This is a genomic window from Flavobacterium sp. R1_16, from assembly GCF_057652095.1.
In genome coordinates this window covers 1-19,474 of the sequence record NZ_JBYFCG010000010.1, presented here as the reverse complement: position 1 = coordinate 19,474, position 19,474 = coordinate 1, and the positions used below count along the sequence as shown (strand labels likewise).

Sequence of the window (19,474 nt, the reverse complement as noted above, 5' to 3'; positions counted from 1 at the left end):
TTTAGAAGTGCGAATATCGCACATTTTTATTCTACAACCAAAACTTCTCTTTTTCGTACTGTCTACTTTTGATATAAAATGACGGCACTTCTTGCGGGTATAGTTACTGTTCCTGAAGACAAGGTTTGCAAACCCTTTTCATCTAGTAGTTCTCCACTGCACACCATGATCCAAGTACTTTCTAATGGCTGAACTATAGCTTTTTCATCTCCATTAAAATACACTCTAATGGTTTTCCATTGATCGCCATTGGCATTGTTTTTAATCGTATAACCTACCAATAATGGTGACTCAAGTGCTAGAAATTCCAAATGCTCTTGTATCATTTGCTCCGTAGGCATTTTAAAAGCAGGATGATTTTTTCTGAGTTGGATTACTTTTTTATAATACTCCAGCAATGCTACATTTTCGTGCTTCCAGTTCCAATTGATTTTGTTGATACTGTCGGGTGCGTTATACGAATTCTCTACCCCTTTTTTGGTGCGCTTCATCTCTTCGCCCATGTGTAAAAAAGGAATACTTTGTGAGGTAAAAACAATCGCATTGGCCAAACGATCCATTTGTACCAATTCTTCCTCGGTAGCTTTTGGATTGGCGATGACCAACTTGTCGTACAAAGTATTATTATCATGGCAAGAAACGTAGCCAATAACTTTTGTTGGTGCATCAGCATAAGGAAATTGTGCATAACTTCGTTTTACATCATATTGTATTTGTGGATGCTTAGTCGAAGCGACAATTCCGAATTGAATCACCTCTTTTAAATCAGGATTTCCACTCACAAAGCCTTTCTCTTTGACATTGGCCCAATACCCTTTCACGCCGTCGCGAATATCATCTGAAAAAACAGCAATGTTATTTAACTGCTTTGCATTATTTTTTAGTGCTCTTTTTTCTACTGGAAGTGGAGAATCGCCTGCCGTCCAACCTTCACCATAAAGAAAGATAGACGAGTCTATTTTGTGCAACTCTTCAGAAATGAGATTCATTGTTTCGATATCGTGTACCGCCATTAAATCGAAACGAAAACCATCAACATGGTATTCTTTAACCCAGTATTTTAAGGATTCTAACATAAACTGACGCGCCATAATTCTATCGGAGGCAAATTCATTACCACAGGCTGTGGCATCAGAGCGTTTTCCATTTGGCCAACTTCTGTAATAATAACCCGGAACCAATTCGTCAAAAACAGCTGTCGAACTCGTGTGATTGTACACCACATCCATCACCATTCGTATTCCTGATTTGTGTAGCGCTTGCACCATTTGTTTGTATTCGGTAATTCGCACCAAGCCATCATACGGATTGGTAGCATAAGAACCTTCTGGAGCATTATAATTTAGAGGATCATACCCCCAGTTGTAGTTGTTTTGCTCTAATTTAGACTCGTCAATAGACCTATGGTCAAAGACAGGCAACAAATGCAAGTGCGTGATGCCCATTTCTTTGAGATGTGCCAAACCTGTAGCTTGTCCAAAATCATTTTGGGTATTGGTTTCTGTCAAACCGAGAAATTTCCCTTTATTTACAATCCCCGATGATGCATCAATTGAGATATCACGGACATGTGCCTCGTAAAGAACAATATCTGAAAAGGATTGTAACGGTGGTTTTGAGTCTGAATTCCATTGAGGCGGATTGGTCATTGAAGCATCAAAAATTAGCGCACGCTTTCCGTTTACCCCTACTCCTTTAGCATAAGGGTCGGGCATTTCCTTAGACCATTTTCCATCATTTTTTGCTTGTAAAGTATAATAGGTGTTGTGATAATCTCCATTCAAAACAATGTGCCATACTCCTGTTTTAGGTTCATAAAGTAAATTGTCTGCGGCTATTGCTGTACCGCCATCACCTTTTTTGTAGAGGTTTATTTTCACTTCTTCCACATTTGGACTCCATAGCTTTATGGTAGTTTTCTTGGGCGTGTAGGTACACCCTAAATCCGATTTCAAATAGACAGGATAGTCCTCATAGGACTTGTACTTGATTGTATTTGTCTTAGTGTGTTGCCCTAAAAAAGATTGGGTCAAAAGAAAAAAACTTACCAGCATTAGTTTTCGAGGTGATAAATGAAACATGATTTTTGAATTTATAAATGAATTGACATCAACAATCACGACTAGTGTCTGTGCGCTGTACTACATCGTTATCAAAAATACACTATTTAGTCTATTGAAAATTAGGAATTACGCTTTTTAACTATTTTTATTCAAAAACTTACCATCCCCACACTACAGTACGAATCTTTTTATGTAGCTGCATATGACTATTTTACTTTTACATACACTCCATATACACTATGTATGCTTTATCTATGCCTTTGGTATGCTTAAGGTATGGATGTTGACCCGTCCTAAAATAACTATACAGATTAATAAATAAATCCTATTATAGTTATACAAATGTAATTAGCTTCGCTCAATTCGCCTTCGGCTCGGGTACTTAATCCTAAAGTTACTATACAACTGTTTTTTAGGATTAAAACTTTTGTTTTAGTTTTCCTGCTTTTATTTAATTTTTCTATTTTAGTATTTTAAATTACACGCCGATGAAATGGGAAGCCAAACCAGTAAAACACAAAGGAAAACACCGTATTGCGGTTTATTTTGAAAAAGATGCTGAATTGATTGAGCGCATTAAAGCGATTGAGGGTTCGAAATGGAGTATGCAGATGAGGGCTTGGCATATTCCGGATACGGATGAAAACCGAATACGTTTTAAGTTGACACGAATTGTTGATACAGTGCCCAATGCTGAAGGGATTGCTCAAATAGAGCGTTTTAAACAATGGATGCGTTCTAAGCGGTACAGCGAAAGTACGATTAGTACGTATACGGAGGCGTTAAAATCGTTTTTGGTTTTTTACAGAGAAAAATCGATTGGTGATATCACAAATGAAGACATCATAATTTTTAACAACGAGTACATCATAAAAAATACACTTTCTGCATCTTATCAAAATCAGATTGTGAATGCTATTAAATTGTTCTTTAAAACTACGCAAGATACTCGAATTGAAATAGATAAAATTCACCGACCCAATAACGCTAAAAAGTTGCCAAATGTTTTGAGCAAAGAAGAAGTGTTTCGTATCATTGATGCTGCTACTAATTTGAAGCACAAAACATTATTAGCCTTAATTTACTCTTCTGGTTTACGAATTAGTGAAGCGTTGAATATAAAAGCTACTGATATTGATAGTGAACGGATGTTGATTCATATTAAGAATGCTAAAGGAAAAAAAGATCGGTATACTTTGTTATCCAGTAAGGTTTTGGGATTGCTACGAGAATACTACAGTCTTTATAAACCGAAAACCTTTTTATTTGAGGGACAAAATGGCGGACAATATAACAGTAGAAGTGCTCAGTTAGTATTACAAGAATGTGTCGCTAAGGTTGGAATTACAAAGCGAATTAGTTTGCATACTTTGCGACATAGTTTTGCTACTCATTTACTGGAAAGCGGAACAGATTTGCGCTATATACAGGACCTTTTGGGTCATAGTAGTCCTAAAACCACTATGATTTATACTCACGTGAGTAGTAGCTCATTGAAAAAAATTGTAAATCCCTTTGACGTCTGATTAAAATAGTTAAATTTGTAAGTAGCCGTTAGAAAAAGACTAGAAATAAGTGAATAAAAATAAGCCAAAACCTTCGTATAACATACCAAAAAGGAATAAAAGCGGTGTATTTTATTCGCATATAAGATAGTTGTGCGTCATCTTGAAGCGACATAAACCTTAATGAAACAAAAATTAAAATGAGAAAAATAATAATACTTTTAAATATAATTATATTAGTAAACTTTACCGCAAATTGCCAAACTAAAAAACTAAATACAAAAGAAGTTGTAAAAACAGAATTTGGAAATATTTTGGATAGTTTAGAAGTAAACGGATCAATTTTAATTTATGACGTAAAAAACAAAATATATTATTCTAACGATTTTTCTTGGGCAAAAACTGGAGTAATTCCAGCATCAACTTTCAAAATTCCGAACTCAATAATTGCTTTAGAAACTGGAATAATTAAAAATGATTCTGCAATTTTCAAATGGAATGGTGAAAAACGGAGATTTAAAAGTTGGGAAGAAGATTTGACTTTTAAAAAAGCGTTTCAAGTTTCTTGTGTTCCTTGTTATCAAGAAATTGCTAGAAAAGTTGGTGTAAAAAGAATGAAAAAATATTTGAGAAAATTAGATTACAAAGGAATGGTTTTCGACACTTTAACCATTGATAATTTTTGGCTTGAAGGAAAATCCAAATTTTCTCAAATGCAACAAATCGACTTTTTAGAAAGATTATATTTCTCAAAATTACCGATTTCAAAAAAAACAGAAAATATAATGAAAGACATAATGCAAATTGAAAAAACTGAAAATTATGTTATAAGTGGAAAAACAGGTTGGGGAATGAGGAATGAAATGAATAATGGTTGGTTAGTTGGATATTTAGAAACGAATAACTCAGTGTACTTTTTTGCTACAAACGTTGAAAAGCAAGAAACAAATATGGACGAATTTCCAATTATTCGATTGAATTCAACAAAAGAAGCATTCAGAAAACTAAAAATAATTCAATAAAAAGACGAACGCACAACATCATATTTGCAAAAGCGGGGGTTTGGTGCTTCTATGACAGTGACGTGCTAAATTCAAGCTTTGTGCTTCTAATGAAGTTTAGTGCTGAAAATCCCCGCCTTCGCAAATATGAGAACCGTTAGCCGTCAGTGTAGCGAACCGCAAAACCGACAGACAAAACCGACAAATAACAGAAATAAAAATCGTAAATTTGCGACTTAACATATTGACAATAAATTAATGGCAAATAGTAATCTATCAAAAGCGAAAAATGCGAAGAATGACGAATTTTATACTCAATATCAAGACATTGAGAAAGAAATAATGGCTTATTTAGACTATGACCCAAATACATTTAAGGACAAAACTATTTTATTACCTTGTGATGACCCAGAATGGAGCAACTTCACAAAATTTTTTGCACAGAATTTTGAACGCTTTGGACTTAAAAAATTAATAAGTACAAGTTACGCCCCTGACAGCAAACTATACAAAAACAATTATCAACCAACTCTTTTCGAAACGAACAATCCTCAATTTGACAAAAAGAAAACTGTTAAAAACGGAAAAATATTTTCATTAACTTATGACAAAAGTGGCGATGGAAAAATTGATGTAAATGATTTGGAATGGACTTACTTAAAAGGCGATGGAGATTTTAAAAGTGATGAAATAAAAAAACTGCGTGACGAAGCGGACATAATTATTACAAATCCACCTTTCTCTTTATTTAGAGATTTTTTAGCGTGGATAGTTGAAGCAGATAAGAAGTTTGTAATTGTTGGTAGCAAAAATGCAATTACATTAAAAGAAGTTTTCCCATTAATAAAAGCTAATAAAATGTGGGTTGGAACTACAAGTTTTAATAAAGATATGTTGTTTATTTCACCGGAAGAAGTTGACCCAACAAAAAAACCAAGTTCAGCCACAAGAACTGTTGATGGTGTAGTTTATTTAAGGTCGCCTTCTGTTTGGTATTCAAATCTTGACCACGGTAGACGACACCAACCTTTGCCATTAATGACAATGCAAGACAATATAAAATTCAGTAAACACAAGGAAATCAAAGGAAAAGAATATCAAAAGTTTGATAATTACGATGCTATTAATATTCCATTTACGGATGCAATACCTAGCGATTATGACGGTGCAATGGCAGTTCCAATTAGTTTTTTAGATAAGTATTCACCTGAACAATTTGAAATAATTAGTTCAAATGATATAATAACAAATGATACAATGCCATTTAAAGAGCACGGTTTAATTAAAGACAAAGACGGAACAATTAATGGCATACCAACTTATGTAAGACTTGTAATAAAAAAGAGGAAATAAATGGATACTACTTTACGAACAGATATAACAGTAAAAGACGTTTGCGATGGTTTCATATACAATGAACTTGAAGGAAAGGGTTTGTTTGGACTTTCAGGTACTTTAACAATTCAACCCGAATACCAACGCAACTATATTTATGCAGACGGAAAAAGAGATGTTGCAGTAATAAATTCAATCTTAAAAGGTTATCCATTAGGTTTAATTTATTTCAACAGAGTAGATAAAAACAGCCTTGAAGTTTTAGACGGACAACAGCGAATTACAAGTTTTGGAAGATTTGTAACTAACAAATTTGCCATAAAAGACGAAAACGGAATGGAGCAATATTTTAGTGGTATTGCAGAAGACAAACAAAAGAAAATTTTAGAAGCGAAACTTTTAATTTATGAATGTGAAGGAACAGAAAGCGAAATAAAAGAATGGTTTAGAACCATTAATATTTCAGGTGTTCCTTTGACAAATCAAGAATTATTAAACGCTGTCTATTCTGGACCATTTGTAACACTTGGTAAAGAAGAATTTAGCAACAGCCAAAATGCAAACATTCAAAAATGGAGTGCTTACGTTTCTGGTAGTGCAAACCGACAAGACTTTTTAGAAAGAGCATTGGAATGGGTAAGCAAAGAAAATGTTGGCGATTATATGAGCAAACACCGATTTGACAACAACATTACAGAACTTAAAAACTATTTTACAAGTGTTATTGACTGGGTTTCTACAGTGTTTACAGACGTAGAAAGCGAAATGAAAGGACTTGAATGGGGCAGACTTTACGAAACGTATAAGAAACAACCATACAACTCAAAGACAGTTTCTGAACAAGTTAAAAAATTGTATGCCGACCCATACATAAAAAACAGAAAAGGCGTTTTTGAATTTATTTTGGGTGGCTCAACAGACTTTAAACTTTTGGAAGTTCGAGTTTTTGACGAAGCGACAAAAAAATCAACTTACGCTATTCAGACAGCAGAAGCTGAAAAGAAAAATATATCAAATTGTTCACATTGTGCAATCGGACACGATGCTAACAAAACCAAAATTTGGAAATTAGCAGAAATGGACGCAGACCACGTTACAGCTTGGAGTAAAGGCGGAGCGACAGACACGAAAAACTGCGAAATGTTGTGTAAATCGCATAACAGAGCAAAAGGAAATAAATAGAAAATGATGAACAAAAAAACACCGAACGGCTAACAGCAGTTTGGCAAAATGGCGGGTTCAGTGCTAAATTGAACATTTGGTTTTCTAATAAACATTAGTGCTAAATTGAAAGTAAGTGCTTCTAAATCCGCCACTTCGCCAAGCTGCAAAACGTTACCAGCAAGCGTAAGACGACCACCACGACACCAACAGACGACCAAAACTCGACAGACAATTTAGCTGTTCCTTGACACAAACCGACCTAACTTTTCCGACACTCAAGCCGACCCAAATGGTTTTAAAAATTTTCCCCACCGCACATTCTAAAAAATAATTTTATGCCTACGCACATTGGCACATTTACAAAACCACACAAGCCAACACACAACCCAAGTTTTGCAAAAGAGCCAATCATCCCCATCACTTCGATAATTTTATAATATTGATTATCAATTATATAAAAAATTTCTTTGAGATTTCTCAAAAATAATTTGTTTAGTTAGGAATCCTTACTATATTTGCAGCGGCAATAATGCCAAACAACAATTAAAATCATTTAAAAAAATGGCAAAATCAATTTTCTATCACGCAGGATGTCCAGTATGCGTGAGTGCAGAGCACGACATCGTAAATCTTATTGGTGCAACCAATGTAGAAATCGTTCACATCGGTGAAGACCGCAACCGAATTGCAGAAGCTGAAAATGCAGGTGTGAAATCTGTTCCAGCTTTGCTTACTCCAAACGGAAATGTGCTTCACATCAATTTTGGCGCGTCTATGGCTGACGTAAAAGGCTAAAAAAATTTCAACCTTAAAGTTAGGAATCCTAATTTAAAATGGATTCCTAACTTTATCATTAACCATCAAATTTTAAAAAAAATGAAACATTTATTTCTACTTCTCGGAATTTCCCTTTTTACCGTTCAAGGCTTTGCTTGCGACAAATGCGGAAACTACAACAATGATGATTTTCAAATCAAAAAAGTAAGCGTAAAACACTCACCTGAAATTGGAGCAACTATCTGGGAAATTACCGTAAAAGGTACAGCTGGGAAAACTACACCAACACCAGTAGGTCAACTTAACGGTGCTCCTGTTTTGGGTTACGTTTTCCCTACCTCCTTGAAACCAACGGATGTTGGATTCAGCAATACAGAAGGCATAGTTGCCCTTGCCCTTACTTCACATCCTGATTTTGATGACAGCCCACTGTGGGACGAAAACTCTGATGGTAAATTTGACAATGACGGTATCGTTTGGCATCCTCATTGGGTAATTCTTACGGAAGACAAAAGGGTAGAAGGCGGTTTAGCCGTAAAACAGTTTGACCCCAAAGATACAACAGTTGTTTTACCCCCAACCAATCCTGGGATGCCAATGTATATGGATTCTCCCGGTTTTCAAGTCATCACTAAGGGAAATACCATTAGAGTTGTTGTTCCCAATTATCGAATGAACAACAAAACCGATTTTTCCTATGACGGTGTTGCGGCTTATATGCAAGTGAATACAGGCGGTGATGGTGGCCACGGTGGTGGTGACAAACCTATGCTTGGTGTTTACAAAGTGTATTCAGTAGCAAGCGGTAATTTATCATTACCTTATAAAGTAAAATAACCTAAAATGGAAATTTCAGTTTACGATACAGTTTTTAAAAAAGAAGACGGAACATTGCTCAAATTTGACATTCTTGTTCCATCAAACCTTACAGATTTAAAGCAAATTTACGAATTTGGCAATTCCTTTTTAAAATCTGAAAAAATTAAGGCAACTACCCTTATAAGTGCTGACGAGTGTACTTTTTGTCATTTGGAAGTAGCTACAAGAGCGATTGAAGATGATATAAAACAAAAGGGATACTCGATTTTTAAACATTGGGGATTCACAACTTTAGCAAAATAGTTTAATTATTTGCCCTGCAAAGTTAGGATTCCTATCTTTGCAGGGCATTTTAAAATTAAGTAAAATGAGAATTTTAAGTTTATTATTCATATTGCAATTTGCGATTTCAGCAAATGCACAAAACACTAAAAAAATGGAAGTAGCAGTTTGGGACACCTATGTAACTAAGAAAGATGGTAGCGTGATGCACTTTGACATTATTGCACCATCATCAGTAAAAGACACTGCCGTTATTTACGAATATGGCAGAGCCTATTTAAGAACTAAAAAACAAGAAGGTCAGCCCTTAACATCTAAAGAATGTAGGTTTTGCCACGTTAGAAGTTTGCAACCCCAATGGGAAGCCGACATAAAAAAGCAGGGATATTTCATCCTTGAAATGGAAAATTGCGAATGAAAACAGATATCAATACTCGAAAGGATATAGAATTATTGGTGAATACTTTCTATCAGAAAGTAAGAACTAATTCTGTATTGGGTTACATTTTTGATGATGTTGCAAAAATTGATTGGGAAACGCATCTTCCTAAAATGTATTCGTTTTGGTCAAGTATTCTGTTGGGTGAACATAGTTTTTCAGGAAACCCAATGCACAAACACATTGCGTTAAGTAAGCAAACCGCAATGACCGATAAGGAATTTTCAGAATGGCTATATCTTTTCGTTGAAACCGTTGATGAACTTTTCTTGGGCGAAAAAGCAAACGAAGCAAAATTAAGGGCAGGAAACATAGCAAGATTAATGTTGCATAATATTCAAACAGTATGAAATATTCTTCATTCAATTTAAGTGAGCAAAACCAAAAGGTAGAGAGCCGGATTGTAGTGGCTTTGGAACGAATATCAGAAGCGTTTCGAGTTTTGCTATGGAACGAAAGCAAAGAAAATTCATTAAGTCCTATCCAAATTCAGATTTTGATTTTTGTTTATTTTCATTCACAAGAAAAATGTAAAGTTGGTTATTTAGCGGATGAGTTCAATATGACCAAAGCCACCATTAGTGATAGTGTAAAAGTATTGCTTTCAAAAGATTTAGTCGCTAAAGAAACTGACCCAATAGACACAAGAAGTTATTCACTTTCCTTAACAACCGAAGGAAAAAAAATAGCCATAAAAGCGTCCTTTTTCGCTTCTTCCATAGAGCAACCTCTTGAAAAATTGAACGAAGAACAAAAAACCGTAATGCTTAATGGATTACTAAAATTGATTTATGACCTTAACAAATCAGGTATCATTACCATTCAACGAATGTGTTTTACTTGCTCAAACTATCAGGTTGACAAAGGTGTTCATTATTGCAAACTTTTAAAAAGTCAACTTGCTGAAAGGGAATTGAGAGTTGATTGCCCTGAACACGAGTTACAGCTATGAATCTCATAGTTGAAAATATAGCTAATATCAAAAGCAGAATTAAGAGTTCGGCTGAGTTTTCGGGTCGCAATCCAAATGATATCAAACTTCTTTTAGCCACTAAAACTGTTTCAGCACAGAATATTAAAATAGCTCTTGAATCAGGAGAAACTTTGATAGGAGAAAACAAAGTGCAGGAACTAATTGAAAAGGCTGAAGTACTCAAAGCTATCCCGCATCAAAAACATTTTATCGGACATTTGCAAACGAATAAAATTAAGGAAGTTATCAGGTATGCCGACTGCATACAATCGGTTGACAGGTTGGAAGTAGCTAAAAAATTACAAAGCAGATTAGAAATTGAAGATAAAACTATAGATGTTTTTATTCAAGTAAACACTTCCTATGAAGAAAGTAAGTTTGGCATTTCACCCGAAAATGCTTTGAATTTTGCTCAACAAGTTAAACAATTTGACCGATTAAACATTAAAGGTTTAATGACCATCGGACTTTTTTCTGCGGAAACAGAAAAAGTTCGCAAGTGCTTTCGATCACTGAAAAACATTCAAATACGAATGTTAGATAAAGACTTACCTGTTTACGATTTATCAATGGGAATGAGCAACGACTTAGAAACAGCCATAGAAGAAGGCTCAACGATTATTCGTGTTGGAACTGCAATATTTGGCATACGACCTTATCCAGACAGCTATTATTGGAATGACAACATAGAAACCAACCCACAGGTGTAAGCACATTTGCAAACCGCTACAAGCATACCCTAAGACTAAAGTTTGCAAAAGAGCTTCCACCTTTGCCACCCAAGAAAATTAATTTTTAAAATTTCCTTCCCTTCAAAAATTTTTAAACCCACCAACGCTCAGCCGACACATAAAAACCAAAACACTCACTGGACAATGACAGCGAAACCCCAATCAGACTTGACTTACACAACACGACAGACAGAACGCCAGCTGGTAACACGGGTTTTGCAAAAGTGGCGGTGCAGTTCTTCGTATGACAGTTTTTCGTAAATTTGAAGTTTGGTGCTTCGAATGAAGTTCGGTGCTAAAAATCGCCACCTTCGCAAAGCCCGAAACCGTTGTGCGTCAGTGTAAAACGACACTGCAAACAAGAAACGAACTAACAAAATATTGACAGAAAAATGACAAACGAAAACACTTTGAAACTTTTAAAATCAATTCATAGCGACTTAAATGTTGTAAAAGAATTGGTTTATGACAAATGTGGTTTTGACTTGTCAAACTTGAACCAGAACATAGAAAATTCAGAATACGGAGCTTGCACTTTTGAACTTAACGGGAAGAGAGTTCAACAACGAATTTCTAAAATCACACCGACAAAAACAGGACAATTTGTGACGATTTGGAAACGAAATAAAGATGGAATTACAGAACCGTTTGACACTTCTGACGATTTTGATTTCGTAATTATAACAGCAAGAAATGACAACAACTTCGGACAGTTTATTTTTCCAAAATCGGTTTTGGCTGACAAAGGGATAATAACAAGAAAAGGAAAAGAAGGAAAACGTGGGATAAGAGTTTATCCACCTTGGGACAAAACAACAAATAAACAAGCGGAAAAAACACAAACCTGGCAGACAAAATATTTTTTGACAATCAAGAATGACAACTCAACCGACCTTGATTTGACTAAGAAATTACTAACACAAACAATCGAAAATGTTTGACGAAGAAAAACACCGAACGCACAACAGCACCTACACGCAAGTGGGGGTTCAGTACTTCTTTGAAAGTGAAGTGCTAAATCCAAGTTCTGTATTTTTAATGAAGTTTAGTGCTAAAAATCCCCACCTGCGTGTAGCTGCAAAACGTTATGCCCAATTTTAAACCGAAACGCAGAATGAAAACGATTTTGACAAATATTTTAATATTAATTTCCATTGTATCTTTTGGACAAGAAATAACAACAATCAAGGTTTCTGTTCCAAACAAAACAGACGATGTATATATTGTAGGTAATCAAGAAAACTTAGGTAATTGGCAACCTGACAAAATAAAACTGAATAAAATTTCTGAATATGAGAGAGAAATCTCATTGAACTTGACTTTTCCCGCTGAATTCAAATTCACAAGAGGTAAGTGGGATAGCGAAGCTATTATTAATCAACTTTCAGGACAACCAAATTTTATTTTGAAAAACAAACCAATTCAAGATGAATATTATAAAATACAAGGTTGGACTGACCAAATAAACAAATTCTCAACTTATAGTGATTTTCAAATAGTTGAAATAAACTCAAAAGTATTAGACCAAAAACGAAAACTTTACATTTCATTGCCCGAGAATTATAATCAGCAAATTAAATATCCTGTAATTTATGTTACCGATGCTCACAATTTACACCATTTTGAAATTGTATCACAAACCATTAGGCAACAGTCAAATTTTTCAAATTTTCCTGAATGTATTGTTATTGGTATTTATCATATTGGAGAAAATAGAAACGATGAATTAGATATAACTTACAGTGAGAAAGGACAAAAATTTAAAAACTATATTTTTGATGAAGTAATCCCATTTATTGATGAAAACTATTCTACAAGTTCTTTTAAAGCAATTTTTGGACACTCAAATGGTGCTGAATACAACCATTATTTAATGTTTGAAAAAAACAATCCATTTGATGCGTTTATCAATTTTAGTGAAAATTTAATTGACTTAGAAAACGGCAATATTGACCCAATTAAAAATAAATTTATTGAATTCTTAAATCATAATAAAAAGCCTATTAAATATTTTGTTGCAAGCTCAAAATATGATAATCCAAATCGTTATCCGAGCGGTTTGGAAATTGAAAAAATTATCAAAAGTGTTCCGAATGAAAATCTATTTTTTCAACAAAAATTTTATAAAAGTGGACACGAAGATTTAATTGCTTCATCAGTTTTAGATGCTTTCCAATTCATTTTCTCTGATTATCAAGATTTTAGTTTGTTTGAAACTTGTTTTACAGAAGACACCTTTAACTATGAAAAAACAAAATTGAGATTCATTAGACAAAATGAAGAATACATACAGCCCTATTCAGAAAATGAAAAGACAAGTTTGATAACTGAAATTGTAATGAAATCCAAGAAAGTTGATGTTCTCTATCAAATGCTTGAATTTGAAGACCCAGAATTTGAAATATTTGATTACTATGCAAGAGCAAATATGTTTGCAGGATTTAACGACTATAATACTTCTGTAAAGTATTGGGAAAAAGTAATAGATGAAAATAAGGAACAAAACATACGAGCCATCATTTTTACATATGCCAAATATTTATTTGAAACGTATGAAAATATAAACAAAAAAGAACAAGCATATCGGAATCTTGAAATTTTGCTTCTAAAAAATCCCAAATATGAATTAGAATTTAAATATCTATTAGCTAAAATTGGGATTGAAAATAATATTCAGATTGAAAAAAGCAAAAAGTATTTAAAGCAAGTTGAAAAGACATTTAAAGTAAATAAATTGTTTAACAAGGGCGATTTAGAAAAGCTTAGAAAGCAATAAAAACTGGGCATAACAGCACCTACCCAAAAGTGGCGATTCAGTGGTTAAATCAAGCTTTGTACTTCTATCAAAGTTTCTGCTTGGTTGACAGTGAAGTGCTCCGAAATCGCCACCTTCGGGTAGCTGCAAACCGTTAGCAACAATTTCACACGAACGAAACCTAAACACCACATAATCAATAACATTGAAAAATAAAATATTATGAAAAAATCATTACTAACTTTATTATTAATTGTCTTTACATCTATTTCTTTTTCGCAAACAAAAGCTAAAAGTAAAACTGCAATTACAGAATCTAAAATAACTACTAAATGTACAGCCGACATTAGTTGCAGTCAAAAATTTGGAATCACAGAAACTGAAAGAGAATATACTTTAACTGTAATTTTTGACAAAACAAATTTAAAATTCTCCACTTATGACAATCCAAATCCAAAGGGAATGAATAACTATACGATAACAAAGAAAACGGATAAATATATTGTGGCGAATAATGAAGAAGGCAACTACGCTTTTTTTGATATAAAGAAAAAACAGTTTTATAATATTGACTATTATATGAATCGTTATATAACAGCTGGTTATGGTTCTGAAACATCAGTAGTAAAACAAACGGTTTTAAAAATGATGGAAACATTAAAAAGTGGAAGTACACAAAAAGATGTTATTCAAAATTTAATAAAACAATCTGAATACGATTTTTAGAAAGAAACTGTTGCTAACAGTGGTTTCATGAAATTGGGGCTTTAAGGCTAAATTTAAAGGTTATTTTATATATTTGACTTCCGTGATAATGGAAAGGTTTGGGAACATATAAACCCCAACTTCATGAAGCCACGGGACGTTAGCTGCAAGGCTACACAACAACGCTAATAGACAAACATCCCTTGAAATAATAGGGAGCTGACCCGATTAAGGTGTCAGCCCCTACTAAAAAAAATCTACTCAACACCTAACTGTAATTTTGCAGAACTAAGATGAATTTCATCTTGTGTTTCTAAAGCAAAATATCCATAAGCTAGAGGTGCGGCAGCAGCTCGTTCAACTGCTTGTTCAAACAGTTTATCCCATACTTCTCCACCTTGTTTTTCGTATGCCGAAATTAAATTTTTCAGACTTTCTTCACCGAAAACAGTAACGTGACCTGAAAAATCTTGTGCTATATCGCTGACTTGTGCAGTTGACCAATCAATAATTCCACAAACTTCTCCATTATGATGAGTAAGTGTATGACCTGCATACAAATCACCGTGAATGAATTTTGTAAAATTCGGCCATAAGGCATCATTATCCAGCCATTTTTGGTACCGAAGTTCTAATTCGGCATTTATCCCTAATTCAGATTTCACCAAAATCAATCTTTCAGAAATCTCATTTCTAACCTGTTCAGGTGTCAAAACTTTTAGATTATTACGAAGTACTTCTTCCGTAGGAATTGAATGAAGTTCTATAAGTGCTTTCGCTAATGATGGTATATAAAGGTCGTTTTCTTTAGACATATTCCAGGTTACTTCATAAGTCTCCGCATCATAAGTAAGTGCAGGTTTTCCATCGAGCAAAGGATAGGCTACCAGTTTTTCATTAGCTATACGCCAATCAGGAACTTGAACCGAAAGGTATTTCGACACCAATTGAAGAATGCGTTTCTCATTCGCAATCTGTTCGCCTAAGGTTGTTCTTCTTGGAATACGCAACAACCACTTTGTGCCATCCCTATCTGTAGCGAAACCAACCTTAAAATCAATTCCCATTTCATTAAAACTCATTTCATCCGAAAGAATTAACCCATTTCTTTCCGCTAATTTTTGAATATCTCTATTTTTCATTTTTTTAAATATTTTTGATTTTACCTAATTGCATTAAGTTGCGAGTGCTAAACGAAAGAATACCCACAAGGATTGCCAAACAACCGCTTATGATAAACGTAATGTTTACACCAATAACTTCTGCAATCAGGCCTGTGAATAATAAACCGATTACACTTGGCAAAACTGCCAAACTATAATAAAGTGAAAATACACGTCCTAATTTTTCAGGACTTACCTCTGTTTGTACAATTGCTGTAAAACAGCCATTGAAAACAGACAGGCTGATACCGCCAATGGCTGTTACCATCACAAATCCTACAAACCAACTTGCAGGTAATACACCACTCAAAATAAATGTAAGTCCCAATAATACATACATAACATTGACTGCGACTACTTTTGAGCCTTTCAATTTGAAAATACTCAGGATGACACCGCCAATAAGCATACCTCCGCCCCAAACCACTTCTACAATTCCTATCTCCCATTTTCCTCCTGCAAAATGCCCTGTTGTGAGCAACGGAAACATAATGGCAGCTGGCATTATAACAAAGGTTATCGCCATTGCATAAAGAAAAAGATAACGCAAACCTTTGTTTTTTGAAACAGTCTGAAACCCTTCCGAAAATTCTGTAGCAATAGAATGTGCAGACGATTTTGACTTCGTAGCCACATTGGGAATTTTCACAATCACGAGTGAAAGAATAGCCAGCAATGCTCCAATCAAATCCAAGTACAATACTTTTGAAATAGGAAGATAAGCAATGGCTAATGTGCCAATGGCAGGACCACCAATACTGCAAACCGAATGTAACACCTGATTAATTCCTGCTACCTTTATCAATTCATTTTGGGGTACAATCAGCGGAGCAATTGCCTGTAGTGCCGGAGCGTGAAAAGCATTACCAACAGAGCGTAAACCCAATAAAATGTATATCCATATAAGATTAACATTTTCATTTTGTAAAATGACGAGTAACAAAAGGGCACAGAGAGCTATAAAAGCATCCGAAAAAATCATAACGTACTTCCGATTGAGACGGTCAACATATACACCTGCTATTAAGCCTATCAATGCTTGAGGTAACATAGCTGCTATTCCTGCGTATGCTAAAACTTCGGCTGAATTGTACTCCAGACTAAGCCATATAACAATAGCAAACTGAACAGCATAACTTGTGAGCATTGAAGCAAACTGTCCAGCCCATATATACATATAGGTCTTAAACCATTTACGGTTTTCCATAAAAACTTGATTAAATTATACAACAAAATAATTGTAGCATAATACTATAGAGTACTATACCATAAAAGTGGGGTTTAAAGAGAATAACCCTATTATTTAATCCAAGGCTTTGCCACGTGTTGTATACTTTTTGGAAGTGAAGCCACAAAAGTACAAATTATTATCTTAAAAAAATAAGCTATTTTAGCAAAATTAAGCCCAGCAGCTAACAAGGTATTGCCAAAAGCGGGGCTGAACGGCTTCGATTGGACATTTGTGCAAGGTTAAACATTCGTTCTTCGGTTAAACTTTAGTGCTAAAAAACCCCGCCTTCGGCAATACCCAAACCGTTGTGCGACACCCTAACCAAACTGACCGCTAACATTTACCTGACAACAATATCAAAGGTAAACGAAAACCATTTCTAATAATTTTTGTATTTTAGCATCTTAAAATAATTTGAAAAATTATAATGAAATTAAAAGAGAAAATATCGCTCGAAAAAGTATTTGAAAAAGAATACAAAGTAAAACTTGTTGAACTTGAAAGCAACAAGGAAGCGGTTATTACTCATTTTTTGCACAACAGTAAAAATGGTGTTTCTCAATTTTTCAAAAAAGATGCTGTAAAATACACAAAAGAAATTTTACAATACGAATACCCAAAAGAAGAAATTTCAAACATTGTTGCGGAAGAAGCATTGCAATACGGAATTTTTGACACATTTGATATTCCATTTCCGCCAGTTGAAAATCCTAAATTTAAGTTTATCGATTTATTTGCTGGAATTGGCGGTTTTCGTTTGGCAATGCAAAACCTTGGCGGAAAATGCGTTTTCACAAGTGAATGGGACAAAGATGCAAAACGAACTTACAAAGCAAACTTTGGAGAACGACCTTTTGGCGACATCACAAAAGAAGAAACAAAAGCCTTTATTCCAGACGGTTTTGACTTGCTTTGTGCAGGTTTTCCGTGTCAAGCTTTTTCAATTGCTGGAAAACGTGGTGGTTTTGAAGATACAAGAGGAACATTGTTTTTTGACGTTGCCGAAATCATCAAACGCAAACAACCAAAAGCAATTTTTCTTGAAAATGTAAAAGGTTTACGAAACCATAACGGAGGAAAAACTTTAGCGACAATCTTAAACGTTTTAAGAAATGATTTGGGTTATTTTGTTCCTGAACCTCAAATTATTAACGCAAAAGATTTTGGAGTTCCACAAAACAGAGAACGAATTTATATCGTGGGTTTTAGAAATGATTTAGGAATTGAGAGTTTTGAATATCCAAAACCAACAAATATAAAAGTTGCTTTTTCTGACATTAAAGAAAAAGAAGTTCCAGCAACTAAATACTTTCTTTCAACTCAATATGTTCAAACTTTAGTTAATCATAAAGCTCGACACGAGGGAAAAGGAAACGGTTTTGGTTATGCCATAATTCCCGATGATGGAATTAGCAACGCAATTGTTGTTGGCGGAATGGGAAGAGAAAGAAACTTGGTTTTAGACCACAGAATTACAGATTTTACACCAACAACTCATATCAAAGGAACTGTAAATCGTGAAGGAATTCGTAAAATGACACCAAGAGAATGGGCAAGATTACAAGGATTTCCAGACGAATTTCTAATTCCAGTTGCTGACGCATCTGCTTATAAACAATTCGGCAACTCCGTTGCCGTTCCAGCTATTCAAGCAACTGCAATGGAAATATTAAAACTAATCAACAAACTATAATGGGAAAATTAAACGATTTAAGTATTACAATAGGACGAGATAACAAAGCCGAAATAGTTTTTGATAGTTTGTTTCCTAATTTTTTAGAAGTAGAATACGAAAAACCAAACGAATACATTCAGAAATATTGGAACGCATTTTTGCTACATCCAGAAAGAAATAATAATCTAAATGGAAAAGTGTTTGAATATATTTTAGCAACTCTTTGTGTTAGAGAAGGCATTTTGCCAATTTATATGAGTGCAAAAGTTGCATTTGTTCCAAACGTAATTTATGATTTAATGTTTTACACAACTGAACGTGGCCCAATTTGTTGGAGTGTAAAAACTAGCTTAAGAGAAAGATATAAGCAAGCAGATTTAGAAGCAATTGCATTAAAATATGTTCATAGAAAAGCTTTGAGTTACTTAATAACACTTGAAGAAAATGAAGCAAGAAGCGTGAAAGCAAAAATTAAAAGTGGAGATGTGATTGGACTTGATGATGTGATTGTTGCGACATCAGAAGATTTTAACCAACTAATTTTTGAATTAAAAGAGTTTGAATTTTCTGAACCACCAACCGTGAAAGTTATTGAAAGTAATCAAATTATAACCGAAGAAAAAGTAAACAAAATAAAATAGAAAAAAGGGCGATCGCACAACAGCAGTTTGGCAAAATGGCGGGTTCAGTGCTAAATTCAAGTTCAGTTCTTCGATTGAACGTTTGTGCAAAACTGAACATTTGTGCTTCGATTTCCGCCACTTCGCCAAGCTGCAAACCGTTAGCGGTCAGGCTATGACGACACAAACCAACAAAAAATGAAGAAAATATTTTTAGCAATATTGACAATTTCACT

20 protein-coding genes and 1 pseudogene are annotated in these 19,474 nt (G+C 34.3%); 17 read left to right on the top strand and 4 right to left on the bottom strand.

Annotation, left to right across the window (positions count from 1 at the left end; all coding sequences use genetic code 11):
• Window positions 1–62 precede the first annotated feature (62 nt).
• The gene (gene pulA / locus AC23L6_RS12680; RefSeq protein ID WP_487562829.1) at window positions 63–2,081 is read right to left on the bottom strand and encodes a type I pullulanase; all 2,019 of its coding nucleotides are present in this window, start codon (window positions 2,079–2,081) and stop codon (window positions 63–65) included.
• Between the two features lie 470 nt (window positions 2,082–2,551).
• Here pulA and xerA point away from each other — a divergent pair, with 470 nt between their 5' ends.
• The 15 genes from xerA (at window position 2,552) to AC23L6_RS12605 (ending at window position 14,570) form a co-directional block, all read left to right on the top strand.
• Window positions 2,552–3,589, top strand: coding sequence for a site-specific tyrosine recombinase/integron integrase (gene xerA / locus AC23L6_RS12675; protein ID WP_487562830.1), 1,038 nt, complete (start codon window positions 2,552–2,554; stop codon window positions 3,587–3,589).
• Window positions 3,590–3,768: 179 nt separating this feature from the next.
• A complete protein-coding gene (gene blaOXA, locus AC23L6_RS12670; RefSeq protein WP_209390865.1) occupies window positions 3,769–4,590 on the top strand; it encodes a class D beta-lactamase in 822 nt (273 codons plus the stop codon).
• 237 nt (window positions 4,591–4,827) lie between these two features.
• Window positions 4,828–5,922: an adenine-specific methyltransferase EcoRI family protein gene (locus tag AC23L6_RS12665; RefSeq protein WP_134338252.1), complete on the top strand. Its 1,095-nt coding sequence runs from the start codon at window positions 4,828–4,830 to the stop codon at window positions 5,920–5,922.
• Complete coding sequence (locus AC23L6_RS12660) at window positions 5,923–7,086, top strand: HNH endonuclease family protein (protein WP_134338253.1); 1,164 nt, start codon at window positions 5,923–5,925, stop codon at window positions 7,084–7,086. It begins immediately after the preceding gene.
• Between the two features lie 543 nt (window positions 7,087–7,629).
• On the top strand, window positions 7,630–7,863 hold the full coding sequence (locus AC23L6_RS12655; RefSeq protein WP_487562831.1) for a thioredoxin family protein: 234 nt from the start codon (window positions 7,630–7,632) through the stop codon (window positions 7,861–7,863).
• Window positions 7,864–7,944: 81 nt separating this feature from the next.
• Window positions 7,945–8,682, top strand: a complete 738-nt coding sequence (locus AC23L6_RS12650) for a hypothetical protein (RefSeq protein ID WP_487562832.1) — start codon at window positions 7,945–7,947, stop codon at window positions 8,680–8,682.
• 6 nt (window positions 8,683–8,688) lie between these two features.
• Window positions 8,689–8,967 carry a DUF2024 family protein gene (locus tag AC23L6_RS12645; protein WP_487562833.1) on the top strand — a complete coding sequence of 93 codons (279 nt, stop codon included), beginning with the start codon at window positions 8,689–8,691 and terminating at the stop codon, window positions 8,965–8,967.
• 64 nt (window positions 8,968–9,031) lie between these two features.
• Complete coding sequence (locus AC23L6_RS12640) at window positions 9,032–9,364, top strand: DUF2024 family protein (protein WP_487562834.1); 333 nt, start codon at window positions 9,032–9,034, stop codon at window positions 9,362–9,364.
• Entirely contained in the window at window positions 9,361–9,735 is a 375-nt protein-coding gene (locus AC23L6_RS12635) for a group III truncated hemoglobin (protein WP_487562835.1), read from the top strand. Before AC23L6_RS12640 ends, AC23L6_RS12635 begins: the two co-directional genes overlap by 4 nt.
• Window positions 9,732–10,337, top strand: coding sequence for a MarR family winged helix-turn-helix transcriptional regulator (locus AC23L6_RS12630; protein WP_487562836.1), 606 nt, complete (start codon window positions 9,732–9,734; stop codon window positions 10,335–10,337). The genes AC23L6_RS12635 and AC23L6_RS12630 overlap by 4 nt, the downstream gene beginning before the upstream one ends.
• Complete coding sequence (locus AC23L6_RS12625) at window positions 10,334–11,068, top strand: YggS family pyridoxal phosphate-dependent enzyme (RefSeq protein ID WP_487562837.1); 735 nt, start codon at window positions 10,334–10,336, stop codon at window positions 11,066–11,068. Before AC23L6_RS12630 ends, AC23L6_RS12625 begins: the two co-directional genes overlap by 4 nt.
• Window positions 11,069–11,481: 413 nt before the next feature.
• The gene (locus AC23L6_RS12620) at window positions 11,482–12,030 is read left to right on the top strand and encodes a MepB family protein (RefSeq protein ID WP_487562838.1); all 549 of its coding nucleotides are present in this window, start codon (window positions 11,482–11,484) and stop codon (window positions 12,028–12,030) included.
• Window positions 12,023–12,190 carry a hypothetical protein gene (locus tag AC23L6_RS12615; protein WP_487562839.1) on the top strand — a complete coding sequence of 56 codons (168 nt, stop codon included), beginning with the start codon at window positions 12,023–12,025 and terminating at the stop codon, window positions 12,188–12,190. Before AC23L6_RS12620 ends, AC23L6_RS12615 begins: the two co-directional genes overlap by 8 nt.
• Before the next feature lie 13 nt (window positions 12,191–12,203).
• Window positions 12,204–13,865 carry an alpha/beta hydrolase-fold protein gene (locus tag AC23L6_RS12610; protein WP_487562840.1) on the top strand — a complete coding sequence of 554 codons (1,662 nt, stop codon included), beginning with the start codon at window positions 12,204–12,206 and terminating at the stop codon, window positions 13,863–13,865.
• Between the two features lie 201 nt (window positions 13,866–14,066).
• A complete protein-coding gene (locus AC23L6_RS12605) occupies window positions 14,067–14,570 on the top strand; it encodes a hypothetical protein (protein ID WP_487562841.1) in 504 nt (167 codons plus the stop codon).
• 236 nt (window positions 14,571–14,806) lie between these two features.
• Here the strand turns inward: AC23L6_RS12605 and mph are convergent, their stop codons facing one another.
• Together mph and mef(C) are read right to left on the bottom strand one after the other, a co-directional pair.
• Window positions 14,807–15,691 (bottom strand): Mph(E)/Mph(G) family macrolide 2'-phosphotransferase, encoded by an 885-nt coding sequence (gene mph, locus AC23L6_RS12600; protein ID WP_078213155.1) that lies wholly within the window; start codon window positions 15,689–15,691, stop codon window positions 14,807–14,809.
• A 4-nt stretch (window positions 15,692–15,695) separates the two neighbouring features.
• Window positions 15,696–16,919: a macrolide efflux MFS transporter Mef(C) gene (gene mef(C) / locus AC23L6_RS12595; RefSeq protein WP_487562842.1), complete on the bottom strand. Its 1,224-nt coding sequence runs from the start codon at window positions 16,917–16,919 to the stop codon at window positions 15,696–15,698.
• A 451-nt stretch (window positions 16,920–17,370) separates the two neighbouring features.
• Between mef(C) and AC23L6_RS12590 the strand changes: the two genes are divergently transcribed.
• Both AC23L6_RS12590 and AC23L6_RS12585 read left to right on the top strand, forming a co-directional pair.
• Window positions 17,371–18,636, top strand: coding sequence for a DNA cytosine methyltransferase (locus AC23L6_RS12590; protein ID WP_487562843.1), 1,266 nt, complete (start codon window positions 17,371–17,373; stop codon window positions 18,634–18,636).
• Complete coding sequence (locus AC23L6_RS12585; protein WP_487562844.1) at window positions 18,636–19,259, top strand: hypothetical protein; 624 nt, start codon at window positions 18,636–18,638, stop codon at window positions 19,257–19,259. Before AC23L6_RS12590 ends, AC23L6_RS12585 begins: the two co-directional genes overlap by 1 nt.
• On the opposite strand, the pseudogene AC23L6_RS12580 reads toward AC23L6_RS12585, so the two are convergent.
• Window positions 19,225–19,474 (bottom strand): annotated as a pseudogene (locus tag AC23L6_RS12580) (hypothetical protein); the annotation flags it as partial. The gene AC23L6_RS12585 and the pseudogene AC23L6_RS12580 overlap by 35 nt on opposite strands.